This window comes from Mesorhizobium sp. P160219 (assembly GCF_057786095.1).
In genome coordinates, this window is record NZ_JBYNWG010000001.1 from 2,927,336 (window position 1) to 2,945,166 (window position 17,831).

At 60.8% G+C, this 17,831-nt stretch carries 17 protein-coding genes; 7 read left to right on the top strand and 10 right to left on the bottom strand.

Features of this window, described 5'->3' with window-relative positions; translation table 11 throughout:
* The first annotated feature begins 342 nt into the window (after window positions 1-342).
* A complete protein-coding gene (locus AC3EMP_RS14030) occupies window positions 343-1,245 on the top strand; it encodes a DMT family transporter (RefSeq protein ID WP_245263951.1) in 903 nt (300 codons plus the stop codon).
* Window positions 1,246-1,263: 18 nt separating this feature from the next.
* On the opposite strand, the gene AC3EMP_RS14035 is transcribed toward AC3EMP_RS14030, so the two are convergent.
* The 3 genes from AC3EMP_RS14035 to AC3EMP_RS14045 all read right to left on the bottom strand — a co-directional run bounded on the left by AC3EMP_RS14035 (window position 1,264) and on the right by AC3EMP_RS14045 (window position 3,884).
* A complete protein-coding gene (locus AC3EMP_RS14035) occupies window positions 1,264-2,076 on the bottom strand; it encodes a helix-turn-helix domain-containing protein (RefSeq protein ID WP_352712874.1) in 813 nt (270 codons plus the stop codon).
* A 233-nt stretch (window positions 2,077-2,309) separates the two neighbouring features.
* A complete protein-coding gene (locus tag AC3EMP_RS14040; protein WP_023670194.1) occupies window positions 2,310-3,188 on the bottom strand; it encodes a uracil-DNA glycosylase in 879 nt (292 codons plus the stop codon).
* A 141-nt stretch (window positions 3,189-3,329) separates the two neighbouring features.
* Window positions 3,330-3,884, bottom strand: coding sequence for a hypothetical protein (locus AC3EMP_RS14045; protein WP_023698594.1), 555 nt, complete (start codon window positions 3,882-3,884; stop codon window positions 3,330-3,332).
* 303 nt (window positions 3,885-4,187) lie between these two features.
* Between AC3EMP_RS14045 and AC3EMP_RS14050 the strand changes: the two genes are divergently transcribed.
* Together AC3EMP_RS14050 and AC3EMP_RS14055 are read left to right on the top strand one after the other, a co-directional pair.
* A complete protein-coding gene (locus tag AC3EMP_RS14050; RefSeq protein WP_023732013.1) occupies window positions 4,188-5,867 on the top strand; it encodes an electron transfer flavoprotein-ubiquinone oxidoreductase in 1,680 nt (559 codons plus the stop codon).
* Window positions 5,864-6,610, top strand: a complete 747-nt coding sequence (locus AC3EMP_RS14055; protein ID WP_348625725.1) for a DUF922 domain-containing protein — start codon at window positions 5,864-5,866, stop codon at window positions 6,608-6,610. Before AC3EMP_RS14050 ends, AC3EMP_RS14055 begins: the two co-directional genes overlap by 4 nt.
* Before the next feature lie 25 nt (window positions 6,611-6,635).
* On the opposite strand, the gene AC3EMP_RS14060 is transcribed toward AC3EMP_RS14055, so the two are convergent.
* The 4 genes from AC3EMP_RS14060 to AC3EMP_RS14075 all read right to left on the bottom strand — a co-directional run bounded on the left by AC3EMP_RS14060 (window position 6,636) and on the right by AC3EMP_RS14075 (window position 9,914).
* Window positions 6,636-7,649 (bottom strand): endonuclease/exonuclease/phosphatase family protein, encoded by a 1,014-nt coding sequence (locus tag AC3EMP_RS14060; protein WP_156933752.1) that lies wholly within the window; start codon window positions 7,647-7,649, stop codon window positions 6,636-6,638.
* 140 nt (window positions 7,650-7,789) lie between these two features.
* Window positions 7,790-9,250, bottom strand: coding sequence for an AMP nucleosidase (locus AC3EMP_RS14065; RefSeq protein ID WP_023731828.1), 1,461 nt, complete (start codon window positions 9,248-9,250; stop codon window positions 7,790-7,792).
* A 277-nt stretch (window positions 9,251-9,527) separates the two neighbouring features.
* Window positions 9,528-9,722: a hypothetical protein gene (locus AC3EMP_RS14070; RefSeq protein WP_023670200.1), complete on the bottom strand. Its 195-nt coding sequence runs from the start codon at window positions 9,720-9,722 to the stop codon at window positions 9,528-9,530.
* A gap of 39 nt (window positions 9,723-9,761) precedes the next feature.
* Complete coding sequence (locus AC3EMP_RS14075) at window positions 9,762-9,914, bottom strand: hypothetical protein (RefSeq protein WP_023670201.1); 153 nt, start codon at window positions 9,912-9,914, stop codon at window positions 9,762-9,764.
* Window positions 9,915-10,571: 657 nt separating this feature from the next.
* On the opposite strand from AC3EMP_RS14075, the gene AC3EMP_RS14080 reads away from it, so the two are divergent.
* Entirely contained in the window at window positions 10,572-10,745 is a 174-nt protein-coding gene (locus AC3EMP_RS14080) for a DUF982 domain-containing protein (RefSeq protein WP_352712876.1), read from the top strand.
* Between the two features lie 349 nt (window positions 10,746-11,094).
* On the opposite strand, the gene AC3EMP_RS14085 is transcribed toward AC3EMP_RS14080, so the two are convergent.
* A complete protein-coding gene (locus tag AC3EMP_RS14085; RefSeq protein ID WP_352712878.1) occupies window positions 11,095-11,472 on the bottom strand; it encodes a response regulator in 378 nt (125 codons plus the stop codon).
* A 607-nt stretch (window positions 11,473-12,079) separates the two neighbouring features.
* Here AC3EMP_RS14085 and AC3EMP_RS14090 point away from each other — a divergent pair.
* Entirely contained in the window at window positions 12,080-12,790 is a 711-nt protein-coding gene (locus tag AC3EMP_RS14090) for an SOS response-associated peptidase (protein ID WP_352712880.1), read from the top strand.
* Between the two features lie 34 nt (window positions 12,791-12,824).
* Here the strand turns inward: AC3EMP_RS14090 and AC3EMP_RS14095 are convergent, their stop codons facing one another.
* Together AC3EMP_RS14095 and AC3EMP_RS14100 are read right to left on the bottom strand one after the other, a co-directional pair.
* On the bottom strand, window positions 12,825-15,422 hold the full coding sequence (locus tag AC3EMP_RS14095; protein WP_352712882.1) for a S8 family peptidase: 2,598 nt from the start codon (window positions 15,420-15,422) through the stop codon (window positions 12,825-12,827).
* Window positions 15,423-15,441: 19 nt separating this feature from the next.
* Window positions 15,442-16,440: an AAA family ATPase gene (locus AC3EMP_RS14100; protein ID WP_352712884.1), complete on the bottom strand. Its 999-nt coding sequence runs from the start codon at window positions 16,438-16,440 to the stop codon at window positions 15,442-15,444.
* A gap of 411 nt (window positions 16,441-16,851) precedes the next feature.
* Between AC3EMP_RS14100 and AC3EMP_RS14105 the strand changes: the two genes are divergently transcribed.
* Both AC3EMP_RS14105 and AC3EMP_RS14110 read left to right on the top strand, forming a co-directional pair.
* Window positions 16,852-17,310, top strand: coding sequence for a hypothetical protein (locus tag AC3EMP_RS14105; protein WP_352712886.1), 459 nt, complete (start codon window positions 16,852-16,854; stop codon window positions 17,308-17,310).
* An 89-nt stretch (window positions 17,311-17,399) separates the two neighbouring features.
* The gene (locus AC3EMP_RS14110) at window positions 17,400-17,705 is read left to right on the top strand and encodes a hypothetical protein (RefSeq protein ID WP_352712888.1); all 306 of its coding nucleotides are present in this window, start codon (window positions 17,400-17,402) and stop codon (window positions 17,703-17,705) included.
* The last annotated feature ends 126 nt before the right edge of the window (window positions 17,706-17,831 follow it).

Sequence of the window (17,831 nt, forward strand, 5' to 3'; positions counted from 1 at the left end):
ACGAAACGGTCACTCGACAAAACTGCGCCAATGCCTATTCGGGGCGTTCCCCTTCCGCCATTATCGTGAGGCCTTGATGACCGTCGTCACATCGAAGTTCGGAATGGGCGCCTGTGTACCGCGTCGTTCGACGCGCATCTCAGCGGAGATCCGGGAAGCAACAAAACAGTGAAAGCCGGGCCTGGAGACGAAGCGGGCGGGAAACTGTCCGATCATCCCGGCGCGCATCGGCCCAATAATCGATGTCGATTTTTGGAAAGCACGATGCGCAGATTTAAAGTGTCAGAGCGTCCTTTGCGCGTCGAAGACGACGCGCGGCGCTCTAATGTTCTCACCGGGATCATGCTCAAGGTCATGTCGGTGGCGGTCTTTGTCGGCATGCAAACCTGCATCAAGGCCGCCGGCACTTTGCCGGCCGGCCAGATCGTCTTCTTCCGCTCCTTCTTCGCCATCTTCCCGATCATCGCCTTCCTGGCCTTCAAGAGAAAACTCGGTACGGCGTTCGCCACCAAACGCCCGCTGAACCACATTGCGCGCGGTGTCGTCGGCGTTTGCGCCATGGGGCTCGGCTTCTTTGCGCTGACCCGGCTGCCGCTGCCTGAGGCGATCACGCTGAACTATGCCCAGCCTTTGCTGGTGGTGGTGTTCTCCTCGCTATTCCTCGGCGAAGCCATTCGCGTCTATCGCTGGAGCGCGGTTGCGGTCGGTCTGGTCGGCGTGCTGATCATCTCCTGGCCGGAGCTGACGCTGCTCACGTCGGGCGTCGCGCTCGGCGACCAGGAGGTGCTGGGCGTCATCGCTGCTCTTGTTTCTGCAGCAATCTCCGCCAATGCCATCCTGCTCGTGCGCAATCTTGTCCAGACTGAACGAACAGCGACCATCGTGTTGTGGTTCTCGGCGACGGCGAGTGTCATGGCGCTGCTTACGCTGCCCTTCGGCTGGCAGGCGCTGACGCCGCTGCAGGCCGGTCTGCTGGTCGCAGCAGGGTTCTGTGGCGGGCTGGCGCAGATTTTGATGACGGCGGCGTACCGCCATGCCGAAGCTTCGGTGGTGGCGCCGTTCGAATACACCTCGATGATCCTCGGCGTCGTCGTCGGCTATTTCGCCTTTGGCGATATTGCCACCATCAACACGCTCGTCGGCGGTGTGATCGTCGTTGCCGCCGGCATCTTCATCATCTGGCGCGAGCGCCAACTCGGCCTGGAACGCACCCGAACGCGCAAGGCAGCGCCACCACAGGGGTGAGGAGGTCCGCGGGGTTGCTCAGCTAGCTTCCGCACGTTCCTTCGCCAGCCGCACCAGCACCGCTCGCGTCTGCTCGTCGGCCGGGAAGAAAGACTCGATCGCCAGTTCCGACAGCGTCACGTCAAGCGGCGTGCCGAAGACGGTGATGGTGCTGATGAAGGACAGCACCTGGTCGCCATGCGCCAGCCGCAGCGGATGGACGATGCCGTTGGGCTCGACCGGCACCGGCCGCGCACCCTTGAGCCCGGACGGATAGGTTCGCAATTCGCGCTCCAGCTCGACCAGGACGGGATCGCCGGCGGCATCGTTCTGGTGTTTCAGCCGCTCCAGCAGATGCGCCCGCCATTCCGCGAGATTGACGATGCGCGGTGCGATGCCGTTCGGGTGCAGGCTGAGGCGCAGCACATTGACCGGCGGCTGGAGCAGCGACGGCTCGGCAACATCGGCCAGAAACGGGCCGATGGCGGCATTGGCGGATATCAGGTTCCAGTGCCGGTCGACGGCGAGGGCGGGGAACGGCTCATGCCCTTTGAGCACGCTCTCGACCGCGGCAAGCGCCGGCGCCAGAGTCGCATCTGTGAGTGGCCGCTCGCTGAAGCTCGGGGCAAAGCCGGCAGCCAGCAACAGCTGATTACGCTGCCGCAGCGGAATCTCAAGCTGCTCGGCCAGATGCAGCACCATCTCGCGCGAGGGCGCGGCGCGGCCGCTTTCGACGAAGGAGAGATGACGCTGGGAAATCTCAGCCTCCATTGCGAGATCAAGCTGGCTCATGCGCCGGCGCGTGCGCCATTCGCGGATCAGGCTGCCGGCGGAGGTTTGGGCTGTTGTCATCGGGCAGGATTAAGGCGGCGGGAGAGGGATTTCAATTACGTCGGAGGTTATAGCGGAGGCCGAGGCGAAATCTTCTCCCCCTTTGAGGGGGAGATGGCCGGCAGGCCAGAAGGGGTTCGACGGGATGCGACCTTCTTACGGAAATGGACGTTGGCGCTCCACGCGCAACGACCCCACAGTCGCCTTCGGCGACATCTCCCCCTCCAAGGGCCCTCAAGGGGGAGATCAGCTAGCTAGCCCACCTCTCGCAACTTCGCTTTCACCTCGAGAAAATCCCGCCACGCCAGTTTCTTGTGCGCCGGCGTCCGCAAGAGATAGGCCGGGTGCAACGTCGGCATGGCCGGAATGGCAGTGCCCGACACCGTCGTGTGCACCTGCCAATTGCCGCGCAGGCGCAGGATGCCCTCGGTAGTGTTGAGCAGGGTTTTGGCCGAAGGGCCGCCGAGATTGACCAGCACCTTCGGATTGACCAGCTCTATCTGCCGCTCGATGAAGGGACGGCAGATTTCGGTCTCGTGCGGCGTCGGCGTGCGGTTGCCGGGTGGCCGCCAGGGAATGACGTTGGCGATATAGACCGAAGTCCGGTCAAGCCCGATCGCCGCCAGCATGCGGTCGAGCAGCCGGCCCGAGCGGCCGACGAAGGGCAGGCCCTCAATATCCTCGTCGCGGCCGGGCGCCTCGCCGACCAACATCACCGAACCTTCCGGATTGCCGTCGGCAAAGACCAGGTTCTTGGCGGTGAATTTGAGGTTGCAGCCATCGAACGACGCCATGTGCTGGCGCAGTTCGTCGAGCGTCGAGGCACTTGCCGCCATTTGCCGGGCCAGGGCCGCCTGTGCCTCGTCGGGCACCGTCGCCATGGCCGGAACGGAACGCGCCGGCGCGTCCGGCACCCGGCTTGCGTCCAGCCCGGGGCTGGCGGCGGCTTGTTCCGGAAACTTGTTTTCGCGAGGCGGCGCGGCAGGCGCCGTTGTGCGCTCGGGGCGCTTCGGTGCTGCCCCGGCAAACCGGTTCACCGGCGCGTCCTCCAACGCTTCGTCGACACCGGCAGAGGCGTAGAAGGCGAGCAACTCGGCCAGGTCGGATCGGTTGTTGGGGGAGGCGGCAGTCATACCGGGCACATTCGTCCGCCGAGAGACGATTTGCAAGGTTGGGCGGTTAGTAATCTCCCCCTCAAGGAGGGAGATTACGCGCTCGTCGGCTTTCGCCAATCACGAAGGGCATTTCGTGGCGATTTTCACGGCGTCTGCCGCTTACCCCGTCGGTATCCGCGGATCCTGCACCAGATAGAACGTCCAGCGCGGCGTGTAGTCGGTGATCAGAAACTCGAAGCGTCCCCTCTTCAGCGGGTCGATCTGTCCACTCTTGAACAAGAGCCGGTCATAGGGTTCGAAATCGCGGTCGAAATCGGCGTACGCGCTCGACAGGATGTTGTCGGGCGTCTTGTTGCGCTGGTCGAAGGACAGGCCGTCGCCGAACACGCTCGGCTGGTTGAGTATCTCCTGCAGCTCGAACTGGAATTCAACCCAGGCCTGGCCGCTGTTGTTGAGCACCTCGATACGCATGTACAGGATGCCGTTGGCGAATTCGCCGTTGGTGCTGAACGGCTGGATCGGTTTGGTGGTGCGGATGGTGAGCGTCACCGGCGTCGACGAATTCAGCTCCTCGGAGATGACCAACGGATCTTCCTTGGTGCCGGTGCCCGAGGCGCCGGTGATGTGGAAACCGCCAAGCTCGTCGGAAAAGGAATAGGCGCCGGTCGCCCACACCTTCACCGGCTCGGCCTGAGCGCGAACCGGCGTAAGCATTGAAAGGGCGAGAAGGATCGCTCGGCAGGTCCGGCCGGGCGGAAGGGGGAAGCGCGTCAATGAATAGCCGGACGGCGTGCGCATGGAAATAAGTATGGCCGATAAGAGAGCCGTCGAACAATTAAAATATGGGACGCTGAGCGCGGCCGCGCGCAAAACGCTTGCGGCAGAGTTGTCATCCGCGACTTTTTGTCGAAATCGGCATTGTCACGTCAGCGCCGGTTTCCTGTCGCGGATTGATGCGCTATGCAGCGCAGGAGCCAGCAAAATGCCCGGAAACGGTCGGCCAGTGCGGAGGGGTTGATGAGCGAGATCGAACGCGAGAGCATGGAATTCGACGTGGTCATCGTCGGGGCCGGCCCGGCGGGCCTTGCCGCAGCGATCCGTCTCAAGCAGGTCAATCCCGAGCTTTCCGTCGTGGTGTTGGAAAAGGGCGGCGAGGTTGGTGCCCACATTCTGTCAGGCGCCGTCGTCGATCCCATAGGCATCGACCGCCTGTTGCCGGGCTGGCGCGAGGAAGATGGCCACCCCTTCAAGACGCCGGTTACGGCCGACGATTTCCTGGTGCTCGGCCCCGCCGGCTCGTTCCGTCTGCCCAATATCCTGATGCCGCCGCTGATGAGCAATCACGGCAACTACATCGTCTCGCTCGGCAATGTCTGCCGCTGGCTGGCAACCAAGGCTGAAGCGCTAGGCGTCGAAATCTATCCGGGCTTTGCTGCCGTCAGCCTCGTCTACAACGATGCCGGCGCCGTCACGGGCGTCATCACCGGCGACATGGGCGTCGAAAAAGACGGCACACATGGCCCGGGCTTTGCGCCGGGCATGGCGCTGATGGGCAAATACGTGCTGATCGGCGAGGGCGCGCGCGGTTCGCTGTCCAAGCAGCTGATCGCAAAATACAAACTGTCCGACGGCCGTGAGCCCGGCAAATACGGCATCGGCCTCAAGGAGCTGTGGCAGGTCAAGCCCGAGAACCACCGGCCGGGCCTGGTGCAGCACTCCTTCGGCTGGCCGCTCGACCTGAAGACAGGCGGCGGCTCCTTCCTCTACCACCTCGAGGATAACCAGGTCGCGGTCGGCTTCGTCCTGCATCTCAACTACAAGAACCCCTGGCTGTCGCCCTTCGAGGAATTCCAACGCTTCAAGACGCATCCGGCGATATCGCGCACCTTCGAGGGCGCCAAGCGCATCGGCTACGGCGCGCGCGCCATTACCGAAGGCGGCTGGCAGTCGGTGCCGAAACTCTCCTTCCCCGGCGGCGTGCTGATGGGGTGTGCGGCGGGCTTCGTCAACGTGCCGCGCATCAAGGGTTCGCACAATGCGGTGCTGTCCGGCATGCTGGCGGCCGAGCATGTCGCGCAAGCGATCGGCTCCGGCCGCGCCAATGACGAACTGTCGTCTTATGAGGACGCCTGGCGCGCGACCGATATCGGCAAGGATTTGAAGAAGGTCCGCAACGTCAAGCCGCTCTGGTCGCGCTTCGGCACCATTATCGGCGTCGGCCTCGGTGGTCTCGACATGTGGCTGAACACGCTGTTCGGCTTCTCGCCCTTCGGCACGCTGAAACATGGCAAGGCCGATTATGCCACGCTTGAGCCCGCGGCCAAGCACAAGAAGATCGCCTATCCCAAAGCGGACGGCGTGCTGACCTTCGACCGCCTGTCCTCGGTGTTCCTGTCCAACACCAATCACGAGGAAAACGAGCCGGTGCATCTCATCGTCGGCGACATGGAGTTGCAGAAGCGTTCCGAGCATGATGTCTTTGCCGGGCCTTCGACCCGCTATTGCCCGGCCGGTGTTTACGAATGGGTCGACAAGGACGGCAACGCCGCCGCCGATCCGTCTGACAAGGATGTGCGTTTCGTCATCAACGCGCAGAACTGCGTGCACTGCAAGACCTGCGACATCAAGGATCCCAACCAGAACATCAACTGGGTGCCGCCACAAGGCGGCGAAGGCCCGGTCTATCAGGGCATGTGAGCCTCACCGACCGGGGCCGTCTCAACCAGCAAAAATGGCGGCGATGGCCGGGTTTACCAAGGCATGTAAGGCGCTCGGCGCCAAAGATTGTTGAAACCGTCGTCTGCTTGTGGTCTCATTGCCGCGTCCATGGGGAAAATGGCATGCGCGTGGTGGTCTTGTTTTGCGTCGCCGTCGTAAGCGCGGCCTGCGGCGTCGTCGGGACGGCGTCGGCGGGGGTGAAAACCGTCGTCAAGACGCGAACCTATGACATCACCGGCACGACAGGTGCCGGTCTGGTTATCGCCATGAACCGCAGGGGCCCCAAGCACGGTTTCATGACCCACGCCATCGCGCAGACAAGCTACACCGCCGACTGGAGCCTGGACGTGGGTCAGGTCAACGGCGTCTGCCGCCTGCGCCAGGCCAATGGAACGCTCAACATCGCCTACACCTACCCGCGCGTCGCCTCGGCCGTCACGCCGGCGCTGCGCAAACGCTGGAACCGGTTTTTCACAGGCGTTCTCGCTCATGAAGGAACCCATGGCCGTATCGCCGGGCAGATGATGCAGGCTGCCGAGCGGTCGGTTCGCGGCCTGAAATTTGCCAACGATCCGCAATGCAACAAAACGCGCGTCGAAGCCACGCGGCGCTTGCAAGCCACTTCCAAGCTCTATGAGGCAAAACAGATCGCGTTCGACGCGCGCGAGCACAGTGAAGGCGGCCATGTCGAGCGCATCATCGAGGCCTTGGTAGGCTTGTGAAACCGTAAGCCCCGTGGCGTACGATCTAGCCGCCCATGCTGGGCTGGATCAGCGACACAGTCGCGGTAGAATCCTCGTCGACCGGCTTGGTCTCGTCGCGCATCAATGAAAATTCCACCATCACCGGCAGATGGTCGGAGCCGGTCTCTTCCATCTGCGTCGACGACAGGATGGTCACCCCGCCCTTCGAAAACACCTGGTCGATCGGCAGGCCCACATAGCGCCGCAGGAAATCGGGCAGGGTCCGGTGGATCCAGGTCGGTCCGGCCGACGGCATCACGGTCAGTCCGCCGAGCGAGGCAACGCGCCGTACCGCGGCGCTCCACGGCACGGCATTGCAGTCGCCGGCCATGATCGCCGTCTCGCCGAGCGAGGTGAGCGTCTCGGTCAACTCGCCGATCTGCCAGTATTGTTCCTTCGGCCACGGCCAGCTCAAATGGATCGCCGCGACATCGACCGGAGTGCCGCCGAAATCGACGGTGGCGGCCGCCATCGCGCCGCGCGGTTCGCAATGCGGCTCGGTGCCGGCCGCAAAAGGTCGCCGGGACAAAAGCGCCACGCCCCACACGCCGTCGGGATGGGCGCACAGGATGCGATAGGGATAGGCGTTCTCGATATAGCCGAGTTCGGTCGCCCACATGGCCGATACTTCGTCGAGCGTGATCACGTCCGGGTTGGTCCTGGCGATCAGCGAAAGAACCTTCTTGGGTGTCGGATTGTTGAAACGCAGGTTCATCTGCAGCAGCCGGTAGACCGGTTCGTTGCCGGGCGCGGCGTCATTGGCGGCCTGCACCGGCCACAGGCGCGGCAAGGTGCTCAACGTGCTGGCGAAGGCGGCCACGGCCAGCAGCAGGCCCACGCCCGCCTGCAGGCGAAACGAGGTGGCGAGCAGCGGCAGCGCAATCAGCCCCATCAGCACGGCAAAATGGATGCGGAAATGGGCGAAGGAATCGAAGGCCGGATGCAGTGCGCCAAAGAACCCGGCTACAAGCGCGGCCGAGAGGCCGAGCATTGCCAGGAACGCCATTGAAGCCATCATCTTTCGCACGCGTGCCATCAGACCGGGTTTTGCCCATAGACCGGGTAATACATTGCCGAGGTATCAGGCCTTTATCGGCTGAAATGCGGCCCAATCAAGATGACGAAACGCCTCGCGGCAAACATTTACGGCAAGCCGGTCTACTGAAAGGCCGTCTCCGAAAAGCTTCTCAGCTTGCGCGAATGCAACCGTTCCATCGGCATTTCCGCCAGCTTCTCCATCGCCTTGATGCCGATGGTCAGATGCTGCGCCACTTGCCGCTTGTAGAATTCGGTCGCCATGCCGGGCAGCTTCAACTCGCCATGCAGCGGCTTGTCGGAGACGCAAAGCAGCGTGCCGTAGGGCACGCGGAAGCGGAAGCCATTGGCGGCGATCGTGGCCGATTCCATATCGAGCGCGATGGCGCGCGACTGCGACAGCCGCTGCACCGGTCCGCGCTGGTCGCGCAGTTCCCAGTTGCGGTTGTCGATGGTGGCGACGGTGCCGGTGCGCATGATGCGCTTGAGATCGTAGCCGGAAAGTCCGGTGACTTCGGCGACCGCCTCCTGCAGCGCCACCTGGATCTCGGCCAGCGGCGGTATCGGCACCCACACCGGCAGGTCATCGTCCAGCACATGGTCTTCCCGGACATAGGCATGCGCCAGCACATAGTCGCCCAGCGCCTGAGTGTTGCGCAGGCCGGCGCAATGGCCGAGCATCAGCCATGCATGTGGCCGCAGCACCGCGACATGGTCGGTGATCGTCTTGGCGTTGGACGGGCCGACGCCGATGTTGACCATGGTGATGCCGCCATGGTTCGGCTTCTTCAGATGATAGGCTGGCATCTGAGGCAGGCGCGGCGCCGCCACGCCTTCGCTGGGCGCGTTTTGCCCTGCCTTGGTGATGACATTGCCCGGTTCGACGAATTCGGTATAGCCGTGGCCGCCTTCAGCCATCTGGGCCCGCGCTCGGGCGACGAACTCGTCGATGTAGAACTGGTAGTTGGTGAACAGCACGAAGTTCTGGAAATGCTGCGGGCTGGTCGCCGTGTAGTGCGTCATGCGGTGCAGCGAATAGTCGATGCGCTGCGCCGTGAACGGCGCCAGCGGCCTTGGTTCGCCGAACGCGACCTCGAAGGTACCGTTGGCGATCTGGTCGTCGGTGCCGTCGAGATCCGGCACGTCGAACAGGTCGCGGATCGGCCGTTTGATGCGGTCGGCGGCGGCGCCATCGACATGGGTTCCTTCAAGGAACGCGAAATGCAGCGGGATCGGCGTGGTCGATTCCGAAACCGTTACCGGCACGCCGTGATTGCGCATGATCAGGCGAAGCTGCTCTACGAGATAGCGTTCGAACAGCACCGGCTGGGTGATGGTGGTCGAGAAATGCCCGGGGGTCGGCATGTGGCCGTAGGCCTGGCGCGAGTCGATCTGGGTGAACGAATTGGTGGTGACGCCGATCTCCGGGTAGAAGGCGCGGTAGCGCTTGCTTTCGTCGCCGCCGGCGGCAAGCGTGGCAAAGGAGTCGCGCAGAAACTTGGTGTTGCGGTCGTAGAGCACCTGCAAGGCGGCCACGGCCTTTTTGGCGTCGTCGAAGCTCTGCTTGCCGAAAGGCTCCGGCATGACGACCGATTCGATAGCTTGTGGGTAGATTCGCTTTTCCATGGCTCAATATAGAGACTTGAGGCCGCACTTGGGAGGGGAGGGTTGCCGCCAAGTGGTCGATTTATTCGTCCACGCCCAAGGTGTGCTGAGATTCAGGTAAGGCTGAGCCGGAGTCGAGGACGGGCGCGAAGCGACCAAACTGGTTGGCTTCGAGAACCGGAGCGGAGCGTACTCGAAGCATGTGAGCACCAAGGCCGCCACTTGCAGGCCGGCATCACCTTAATACCGGCACACCTTACCCGCGCTGCAGACTGACCAGCAAGACAAAGCCGACGCCATGCTTCTTCGTCGCCGGCGCGTCGATCGTCGTGTCGGCATTGGCCCGCATCATTGGCATGGCCAGGACCGGCGCCGACAGCACGACCAGGACGAGCGCCGCCCGCGGCAGGAGCCGAAGGGTCTGGAGGGCGTTGATGGCGATGCGGTTCATGGCTTTTGCTTTTCTGTTTGGATCTATGTCTTTGTCGTCTCAGGGGCGAAAATGGTTCATGCAATCGAATTGGCAGGAACTGGCTGCATCCCAGGAACGGGCCGGACGGCCGGATTCGGCCACGAGGATGGCGAAGAGCATCCCGAACAGGCTCATCAACAGGCAGACGATGGTGAAGCGGCGAGCGAGCATTTGCGGAGTGTCTCCTTGAACACGCCATCAAAATGCCCTGATGCGACTGAACCGGCGCTGATGCCGACGTTCATCTGCGGTTCAAAGTGATTGACGATGTTTTAGGGAGAGCATCGGTTCGGGTTTGCGCCGCCGCAAACGGCACGGTCGTCGCTATGGCGCGGACCGTCCTGCAAAAGAAAACGGGGCCTGTGAAGGCCCCGTTGGTCAACTCAAAGCAGCAAGATCAGAGCTTGTGCCAGACCTAGCTTTTATTCTACGGAATGCATCAGATGCATAGCTCCCCACGGGTCCTAACCGCTGCAGCGCAATGCGCGCGTCACAGGTCTTCTAGGGGGCCACGGGGGGAACTGGGGTCTCTGGTGTATACGTAAAGGGAAACGCATTTTTCGCAAAAAGGTCCGCATGCGCTACACGCTCTTAGAGGAACCTGGAGGCTTGTGGTCGGTTGTTGACGGCACCACCGGGAAACCTGCGGACCTCCTGGGGGTCCAGACAGAGCATCTGGACAAGACATTCGCTGAGGACCTGATGGCGATCTTGGAGTCTCAGGACATGAAGCAGAAGCTGACACGAGGCCCCTTGTGGTACCTAGAGTGACCCTCTGGTTCTCTCCAGATGTCCCAGTGAGCACCGAGCGGGTCGGGATCACCCTGCATGTCAACAGTGTCCAGGGGGCATCTGAGGAGCTGGCCCCAAAGGGGACCCTTATGGCGGAAGGCGGTCGAGGCGTGTGTCGCTGCGTTAGCAGGTGAGGCTCCCCCGGAGAGCGTCAGGGAGCCCTTTGAGTCGGCAGCGCGGGAGGCCGGGAAGCTCCGGCGGGCAATTTAAGGACTTCTAAGCCCTACGGGCCAACTTGGGGAAAACTCAAAATACCTGTGGTTGTTGCACTTGGAACCCTTGTCAGGGAGTCGCTGCAAGCCCTACACCGGAGATAGTGCAGTCGAAACCGCGCCAATGAAGCCTTGATTCCAACCGGGTGGAGGTAGCGACACTGCGCTAGTCGGAGGGGGACACTGGGTGTCCAAACCTCAGCGTTCCCCACCGGCACCCTTATCCTGCACGGAAATTCCCGCACCGGATTGGTTACATGTGCCTACAAACGTAGGCCTCGTCAATGCGGGACCCCCAAGGTTTTCTGTGCATAACACCCACACAAACAGGCCACAGGGAAGATCCATTAACCTGTAGCCATGCAGACACAAGCCGCCACTGCATTAGTCACATCACCTTCCCCAGCGGGCTTCGACACCCACGTTCCCTTTTGGAAGATCGGGTCGTAGTAGCGAGGATCGAACACGCTCCCCGAGTGGACAACAAACGGGATGTTCCGCTCATAAAGGAGCTTGGCTATGTCCTCGCAACTTCCATCATTCAGCTCGACATCAAGGACGGCTACATCGGGGGAATTTGATTGCAGCCACTCAAGAGCCTCGGAGCAAGATGGCATGACTGCCAAGACATTGAAGCCGGCATCACGCAATGTGTCTTCAACATCGAGCGCAATCAGCGGCTCGTCTTCCAAAACGACAACCGACAACACCGATTGGCTGCCCATCGTCATGACCCTCGTGAGGGGCAGGAGGTTGGAGACCCTCCCCACTCGCCAGCGCCCAGAACTTCAGCCAGCGACGAATCGGAAATCAACTTCCACTTAGGTTCCCTGTCAAGGTCTTTTTCGCTGAAAGCCACCGGGTGGTTTTTTCGTACAATCCGGTAGGTTGCTGTCGTCCAATGTGGCCTATCTGCCGTGCGGTTTCGATCAATCTCGTCGAGCAGGGATCGATGTCTACTGGGCAGCTCTGTCTCGACAGGCAGCTTCAGCAAGTGGCGAAGGTAACGGCGGACAGCCTCTGACTTAATCCACTTGCGAATGAGGCGCGAGATAGCCTCCTGCTCTGCTTTGCTAAGTTCTCTCATGGCGCCAAACTCAAAGGAGTTTCGATGGTTCCCTCTGAGCTTGTAGAGCGACACCGGTACGCTGGCTGGAGTCACGATGCCCCTGCTGAGAGACGCATTGCAGTCCTGTCCCTGAGCCTTGGGATACCCCCGGGAGCTAGTTCGGGATGCCCTAGCTGGGTTGGCTGCAAATGCCGGAAACGAAACAAGTGACATTTTGGACAGGGTCCTAGAAAGTCTTGGGAATCCGAGGCACATTCGCGAGCATGTGCAACCTCTACAACCTCACCACCTCGCAAGAGGCCATCCGCCAGTGGACCGGCACCTTGAGAGACATCTTGGGCAACCTTGAGCCGTCCATTGACATTTACCCCAATCAACTCGGCCCGGTGGTCCGCGATGCGGCAGACGGGCAACGTGAGGTCGCCAACCTCCTGTGGGGGATGCCGTCACCGCCAGAGCGAGTGAAAGGCAAGGCGGACTACGGGACCACCAACATTCGCAAGACCAACTACTTTCATTGGCAGCCGTACCTCGGTGTCGAGCATCGTTGTGTGGTGCCGGTGACAAGCTTCGCGGAGCCGAGCCCGACACCGAGCGATAGGGACCCCGAGACCGGAATTCAGCGGAACTACTGGTTTGCTTTAAACGAGGATCGTCCGCTGTTCTTCTTCGCTGGTCTATGGACCCCTTGGCATGGGGTGCGCAAGGTGAAGGACGGTCCCGGCGATCATGAGGTCTATGGGTTCCTGACGACCGAACCTAACGCCCTTATTAAGCCGATCCACGAGAAGGCGATGCCGGTGATCCTGAGGACGCAAGAGGAGACCCAGACATGGCTGAGTGCCCCTTGGTCGGAAGCGAAGGGCTTGCAGCGCACGGCACCTGACGACACCCTTGTGATCGTCGAGAAGCCCGCCACGCAGATTAAGTTTCCGCTGGGCTCAACGCCCGGCGACCAACTGCGTTTGCTCTAGAAACAGGCAATCAGGTGCAATCCTGCGCTTCGGGTCACCCCAATTCCAGTGTTGCGACCACGACTTGGTCCGCTGCGACTTTCGCTTCCACTTTGGCGGAAATCTCCGAATAGAGGTCCACTTCCTCCCCTTCGGCAGTGATGGATACAGTAAGCGAGTATCGAGCCCTGTCGGCTGCCCTTTTCTGCCCGAGATGTGACTTCCACCATCCCCCGACTGGGTAAATTGCGATGTGATCATGGCTAGCGAGGTCAACTGCATAGCCGCGCCAAAGGTCGCAGTGAAGAGACCCTGCTTGCACGGCCTTCGGCCCTAGGAGCCAATGGCTTGGTTCGTTGGGCTGCTTGGGTGCCTCAATAGGCTGCTCCTCTGAATCTTCATCGGCTTCCTCCTCCGGTCGACTAAGGCGCTTCCTGAACTCATCGTCAGTCTCCAGCCGCTTCTTCAACTCAAAGCGCAGCCCATAGGAGCGGTAAGTCTCAGGCCGTGTCGCCGCTCGCCCCGAGAGGTTGGGCTCTGCAAAATAGGAAAGCGTGACCTTCATAACAACGATGGCATTCTCAAGGTCCTGCAACGCTAGGCGCGGCCACGGCAACTCATAAAAATGCATCTCGTTGAACACTGCGTTGCCGCCTTGCGTGAGTGCAAACGGTTGAATTTCGGATTGGGCTAGCAAAGTGACGTCGTTGCGCGCCGAGGCAACCGCGCGGCCAAGGTTTGGCACGCCGAAGCCCACGTCCCGAAGAATGAGCTGCTTGGCTCCCTTGCTTGTGCCCTTCCAGTGTGCGCCCGTACCGATCAGCCTCTTGCGAATTGGAGCGGGCCAGTCAGCGGATTGCACTACCAATGCGCGATAGGTCTCCGGCCACAAGCCAGGCACTGCGGCCTTGAGCTGCCCCACAAAGTTGCCTGCCATCGCCGTCGCCGCGCTGGTCGCCCAGAAGGGCACCAATGGTTCTTCATCCAAGTTAGAACCGGTAGAAAGAACGGAAACGGCCGGGTGCCAATCACAGTCCTCTGCTTGGTTGACCATCATGTTCCCGGCCTCAAAGAGTACCTCAGGTTTGATCGGTGTGAGTTCTCCTACGAGGTTCTGTGAGCCGGTGCTGAACGGACTCTTGTCGTTCACGGCTGCGAGTGGCGTTAAATTCCAGACCCACTCGCTCTTTGTTGTGTATCCACCTATCGTCAGCGCATTCCAACTCTGTGCCGGGTCTTCGATGGTATGGTGTTGTTCGACCTGTGTGCGGGGTCCGCCAATCACGTTACCGGCTGCCACTAGGATAAGTCGCTTCGGGTGATCTTTGGCAGCAAAGTTACTATCGCGCTCGCCGGGCATTGACCCCGCGCTGATTTGATCCAGCGCCCCACTCCACGATGAGGGAGAGTCAGGGGCGAAGAGGTTCGTCGACGAGGCGAGGCAGAAGCTCCTCGGAACATTTGGCCGGTGGATTTCTGCGATCGAAACAGCAGATTGGGTGACAAGGCCATAAGCCGAGGGGCGGTTAGGCGGGAAGCCGTGCGGTGGTAGGAACTTCACCGACTCTACATGATGGCTGAGGACCACAGGCTGATTGTCGTTCATTCGCCAAACAAGATCCCCGTGGAGAACCGTTCCAGCCATCGGCGTCCCGTGGCCCCCATGTGGATGATGGTCGTCCGTGCCCCATTGGTCATTGATGGTCCACGCTCCAGCGACACCTTGAGTGATGAGCGGGTGACCTGCAGCGACACCTGTGTCTATGACGCAGACGGCGGGAGCATCGTCACCGGGACCTTGAGTGCGACCAACTAGTTCGTTGACCCAATCGTGTTGCCCAAATCCGTCACCGTCGAGTTTTAGGAAAGGCTCAATGCTGCCCTGGGCCTTCCGAGCCTCCCAAACAGCACCGGGGATGCGTGCAAGAAACGCGGCTAAGGCCCCAGCCGGGCCGTGAACGAAGACGACTTCGGAGTCGGGGAATTTCAGGCTCTCGTTGTGTACTTCGAGGTTCGAATTGTGAGCCTCCTGAACCACGGCATTGGTGCGAGGGCCGGGCTTTTCTGTCGAAGGTTCCCTTACCCACAGTTCCCACCACTTCGGCTCCGGCACGTTGAAATCTACATCACTTCCGAAAAGCGCCCGGGCCTCGGCAACTCGTATGACTTCGATGGGCTCGAACTTCGGGACATCAGGGCGCTTTTTGTTGCCCAAGTTCTCGGCGCCATAGGCGTTTATGCGACCGAGAAGGAAGTCACGTGCGTCGTCGGGGACAAAGAGAACAGCCCGCTCCGTCCTGTCATCCTGTCGCGTGGATCGAAGCACCAAAATGTCCTGGGCGGGATAGTCCAGCGCTGGGGTTTTGGTCGGCCCGTTCCGGTGACTGGCGGGGACCATCGTCTCAAGCTCAACAATGGCGCCCCGCTTCTGCCCAACTATGGGCACCCGTGCATCATGATCGGGCGCAGGTATGGCGCCAAGGGCAGCAGTGACATGCTGAATGAGAAGTTGTGCGTGAGCGTGATAGTCGTCGCGGCGCGGCTTGCGATCTTGGGGCTTGTTAGGGAACTCGTATTGTGCAGGCGCACGGAAAGCCTCAATGCGAATGTGCGTCAAATTGTGCGCTGAGAAGCCCTCACCGTCGTCAGCCATTCAATCCCCCCGGGAACTATCAGCGATAGGCCTTCAGTCGTCCCTTGAATGCAATGCGGTCGCTGAGTGCCGCACGAAGCGCCGACACCGAAAGGGTTTCAGCCCCTCCCAAAATCGCATCCTTAACGACGGTATCAGCCGCGCGGACCAACTCACCTTGGCTCAAGCCCTCTGAAGCGCTCGCTATTTCAGCCCACGCCTTTGCCGTCATCTTTAGCCGCCCAAGCCTACGGGCGAGGATCGCGCGGGCTGCTTGGTGATCGGGCACGTCATACTCAACGATCTCATCGAACCGCCTTGCCAGAGCCTTGTCGAGGATCTCGGGGTGATTGGTTGCCGCCACAACAAGGCTATCTGTCGCGTTCGGCTCCTCCATGAAGGTCAGGACCGAATTGAGCACCCGTCGGATTTCGCCCACATCGTTGGTATCACCACGGCTTGTGCCCATCGCATCAAATTCATCAAGGAGATAGACCGCCCTTGTCTTCGCAACTTGGTCGAATAGGAGACGAAGCTTGCCAGCCGTCTCGCCGAAGAAGCGACTAAAGAGGGCATCAAGTCTGACGGTGAAAAGCGGAAGGCGGAGTTCACCAGCAAGGGCGGAAGCTGTCATCGTTTTTCCGGTGCCAGGCGGGCCCACTAGTAGAAGATGGGTTGCAGGTACCTGCCCATGGTTGCGCAGCAGGGCCCGTTCCGACTGCTGCCGCACCACACGGTCGAGCCGAGCCCGAACGCTATCGGCCAGCACCATGCTATCAAGTCTAGTCTTCGGATAGGAGCTTTGAACAAGCTCTTGAAGTTCTGCTCGTGGCCGTGCGAGGGGGATTACCGATTGGCCCTTTGGCGGGTTGGTCCCGCGCTCGCGCATACGCTGGACGAGCCGCTTCAGCTTCTCGGCGTCTGCAGTGTTGCCATCTCGTGCCTCTTGCGCAGCCACCTGTAGGGCTATCGACATGAATTGATCTTCGTCGCCAGCCACGTGCGAGGTGAGAAGTGCAATGAACTGCTTTGTCGACACCAGCGCACCTCCGCAATGGTTGTTTCAAGATGAATGTCTGTACTCAATGCATTTCCTGAGTCCCGACGCTATAGCAGAGTCCAAGTTTCCAAGCCATTTCACCGGCCAGCCGGTTGGGGGGCGGCGAGCCCCCAACTCGCGGTGCGGTCAACCTTGAGCATTCAGTTTTCATCCCGCCAGACCACCCGCCGTATCAACTTGATTTCCGCGAGCCGCCTTACTCGGATGCCCTGCCGTTCACTTGCCGACGGGTTCTGAGTCTCGGCGTGCATGAAATCGTTCTTGCCGCACCGCTCGCAACGCATCCTATACTCTTTCTGGGTGGCGATGTCCCGGACATGGAGTGACAGAGCGATCTGGCCCTTCCCAGGCAAATTCGCTTAGGATTGATAGTTTTGGGGGAGGGGGCTGATGGACACTGTCTTTTGGAACAACGCAATCACAATGGGTGTGGCGCTTCTGGGCGCTGGGCTAGGGATTATGAACACATGGCAGGCGATCAGTGCGGGTCGCGTCCGACTACGTGTCAAGCCCGCGTACGCGATAGGAGTTCCAGCTGGTGAAATGATGTTCTCGATTGAGGTGGTGAACTTGAGTAATTTCGCCGTGACGGTCACCGAAGTTGGTTTCACGCTTGACGGCAACACCATAAAGAGCCGGACTCGAGCAGCGGTCGCTCTGCCCATCCTTATAGACCGCAAACCGTGGCCTCGCCGCTTGGAAGCCCGCGAATCTGTCTCCGCGTACTTCGATCCACGAGAAATGGCTGGCGGCCGAAAGCTCGGCCAAGCCTACGCCAGAACTGCGTGCGGTGAAGTTCGATACGGCTCTAGCCCTGCTGCCAAACAGTTGCGTGACATCGCTACATGATCCCCTGCATTTGCCTCCACTAGCGGAACCTCTCCGCTACCGGAATGTCTCCGTAGGAGCCTATTTTTTTTATCTTCGATCTATGAAAAATGGGCATCGGCAATCAAGCCAAGCTTTGGAAAGCCGAGACCATGACTAGCTACAAAATCGTATTTTTCGGGAAGCACGGACAAGCTATCGAACAGCGTGTCGTGAACTGCGAAAGCCACTGGGAGGCATGTCAGTGGGGATGGAAGCACATGCCATCGAGAGCGCATGACTTCCACGCCGAGGAGGCGTCCTTCGAGGAGAAAGTTGAAACATCTGAAGCAGAGGAGGACAAGATCATCCTGAAGGCATTTCACGTCCTCAGGAAGCGGGCAGGCCTGACGCGGCCACTACCCCGCAGAGATTGATCGCTGCCCCTGCATTCACCGTGACGAAAACCATGGGCACCTAAAGGACCCCCGCGCGCCCTCCCACCCCCTCAAACCGAATTTGAGATACGAAAGGGGGGCAGGGAGAAGCGCGGGAACTGTATT

Excerpts from the sequence above, each read along its gene's own strand:
- AC3EMP_RS14070 (WP_023670200.1), bottom strand. The coding sequence starts at position 9,722 with ATGAACCGCATCGCCATCAACGCCCTCCAGACCCTTCGGCTCCTGCCG.
- AC3EMP_RS14060 (WP_156933752.1), bottom strand. The coding sequence starts at position 7,649 with ATGATGGCTTCAATGGCGTTCCTGGCAATGCTCGGCCTCTCGGCCGCG.
- AC3EMP_RS14110 (WP_352712888.1), top strand. The coding sequence starts at position 17,400 with ATGGGCATCGGCAATCAAGCCAAGCTTTGGAAAGCCGAGACCATGACT.
- AC3EMP_RS14075 (WP_023670201.1), bottom strand. The coding sequence starts at position 9,914 with ATGCTCGCTCGCCGCTTCACCATCGTCTGCCTGTTGATGAGCCTGTTC.
- AC3EMP_RS14105 (WP_352712886.1), top strand. The coding sequence starts at position 16,852 with ATGGACACTGTCTTTTGGAACAACGCAATCACAATGGGTGTGGCGCTT.
- AC3EMP_RS14090 (WP_352712880.1), top strand. The coding sequence starts at position 12,080 with ATGTGCAACCTCTACAACCTCACCACCTCGCAAGAGGCCATCCGCCAG.
- AC3EMP_RS14080 (WP_352712876.1), top strand. The coding sequence starts at position 10,572 with ATGTCAACAGTGTCCAGGGGGCATCTGAGGAGCTGGCCCCAAAGGGGA.
- AC3EMP_RS14085 (WP_352712878.1), bottom strand. The coding sequence starts at position 11,472 with ATGGGCAGCCAATCGGTGTTGTCGGTTGTCGTTTTGGAAGACGAGCCG.
- AC3EMP_RS14040 (WP_023670194.1), bottom strand. The coding sequence starts at position 3,188 with ATGACTGCCGCCTCCCCCAACAACCGATCCGACCTGGCCGAGTTGCTC.
- AC3EMP_RS14035 (WP_352712874.1), bottom strand. The coding sequence starts at position 2,076 with ATGACAACAGCCCAAACCTCCGCCGGCAGCCTGATCCGCGAATGGCGC.
- AC3EMP_RS14095 (WP_352712882.1), bottom strand. The coding sequence starts at position 15,422 with ATGGCTGACGACGGTGAGGGCTTCTCAGCGCACAATTTGACGCACATT.
- AC3EMP_RS14065 (WP_023731828.1), bottom strand. The coding sequence starts at position 9,250 with ATGCCGGAGCCTTTCGGCAAGCAGAGCTTCGACGACGCCAAAAAGGCC.
- AC3EMP_RS14045 (WP_023698594.1), bottom strand. The coding sequence starts at position 3,884 with ATGCTTACGCCGGTTCGCGCTCAGGCCGAGCCGGTGAAGGTGTGGGCG.
- AC3EMP_RS14050 (WP_023732013.1), top strand. The coding sequence starts at position 4,188 with ATGAGCGAGATCGAACGCGAGAGCATGGAATTCGACGTGGTCATCGTC.
- AC3EMP_RS14030 (WP_245263951.1), top strand. The coding sequence starts at position 343 with ATGCTCAAGGTCATGTCGGTGGCGGTCTTTGTCGGCATGCAAACCTGC.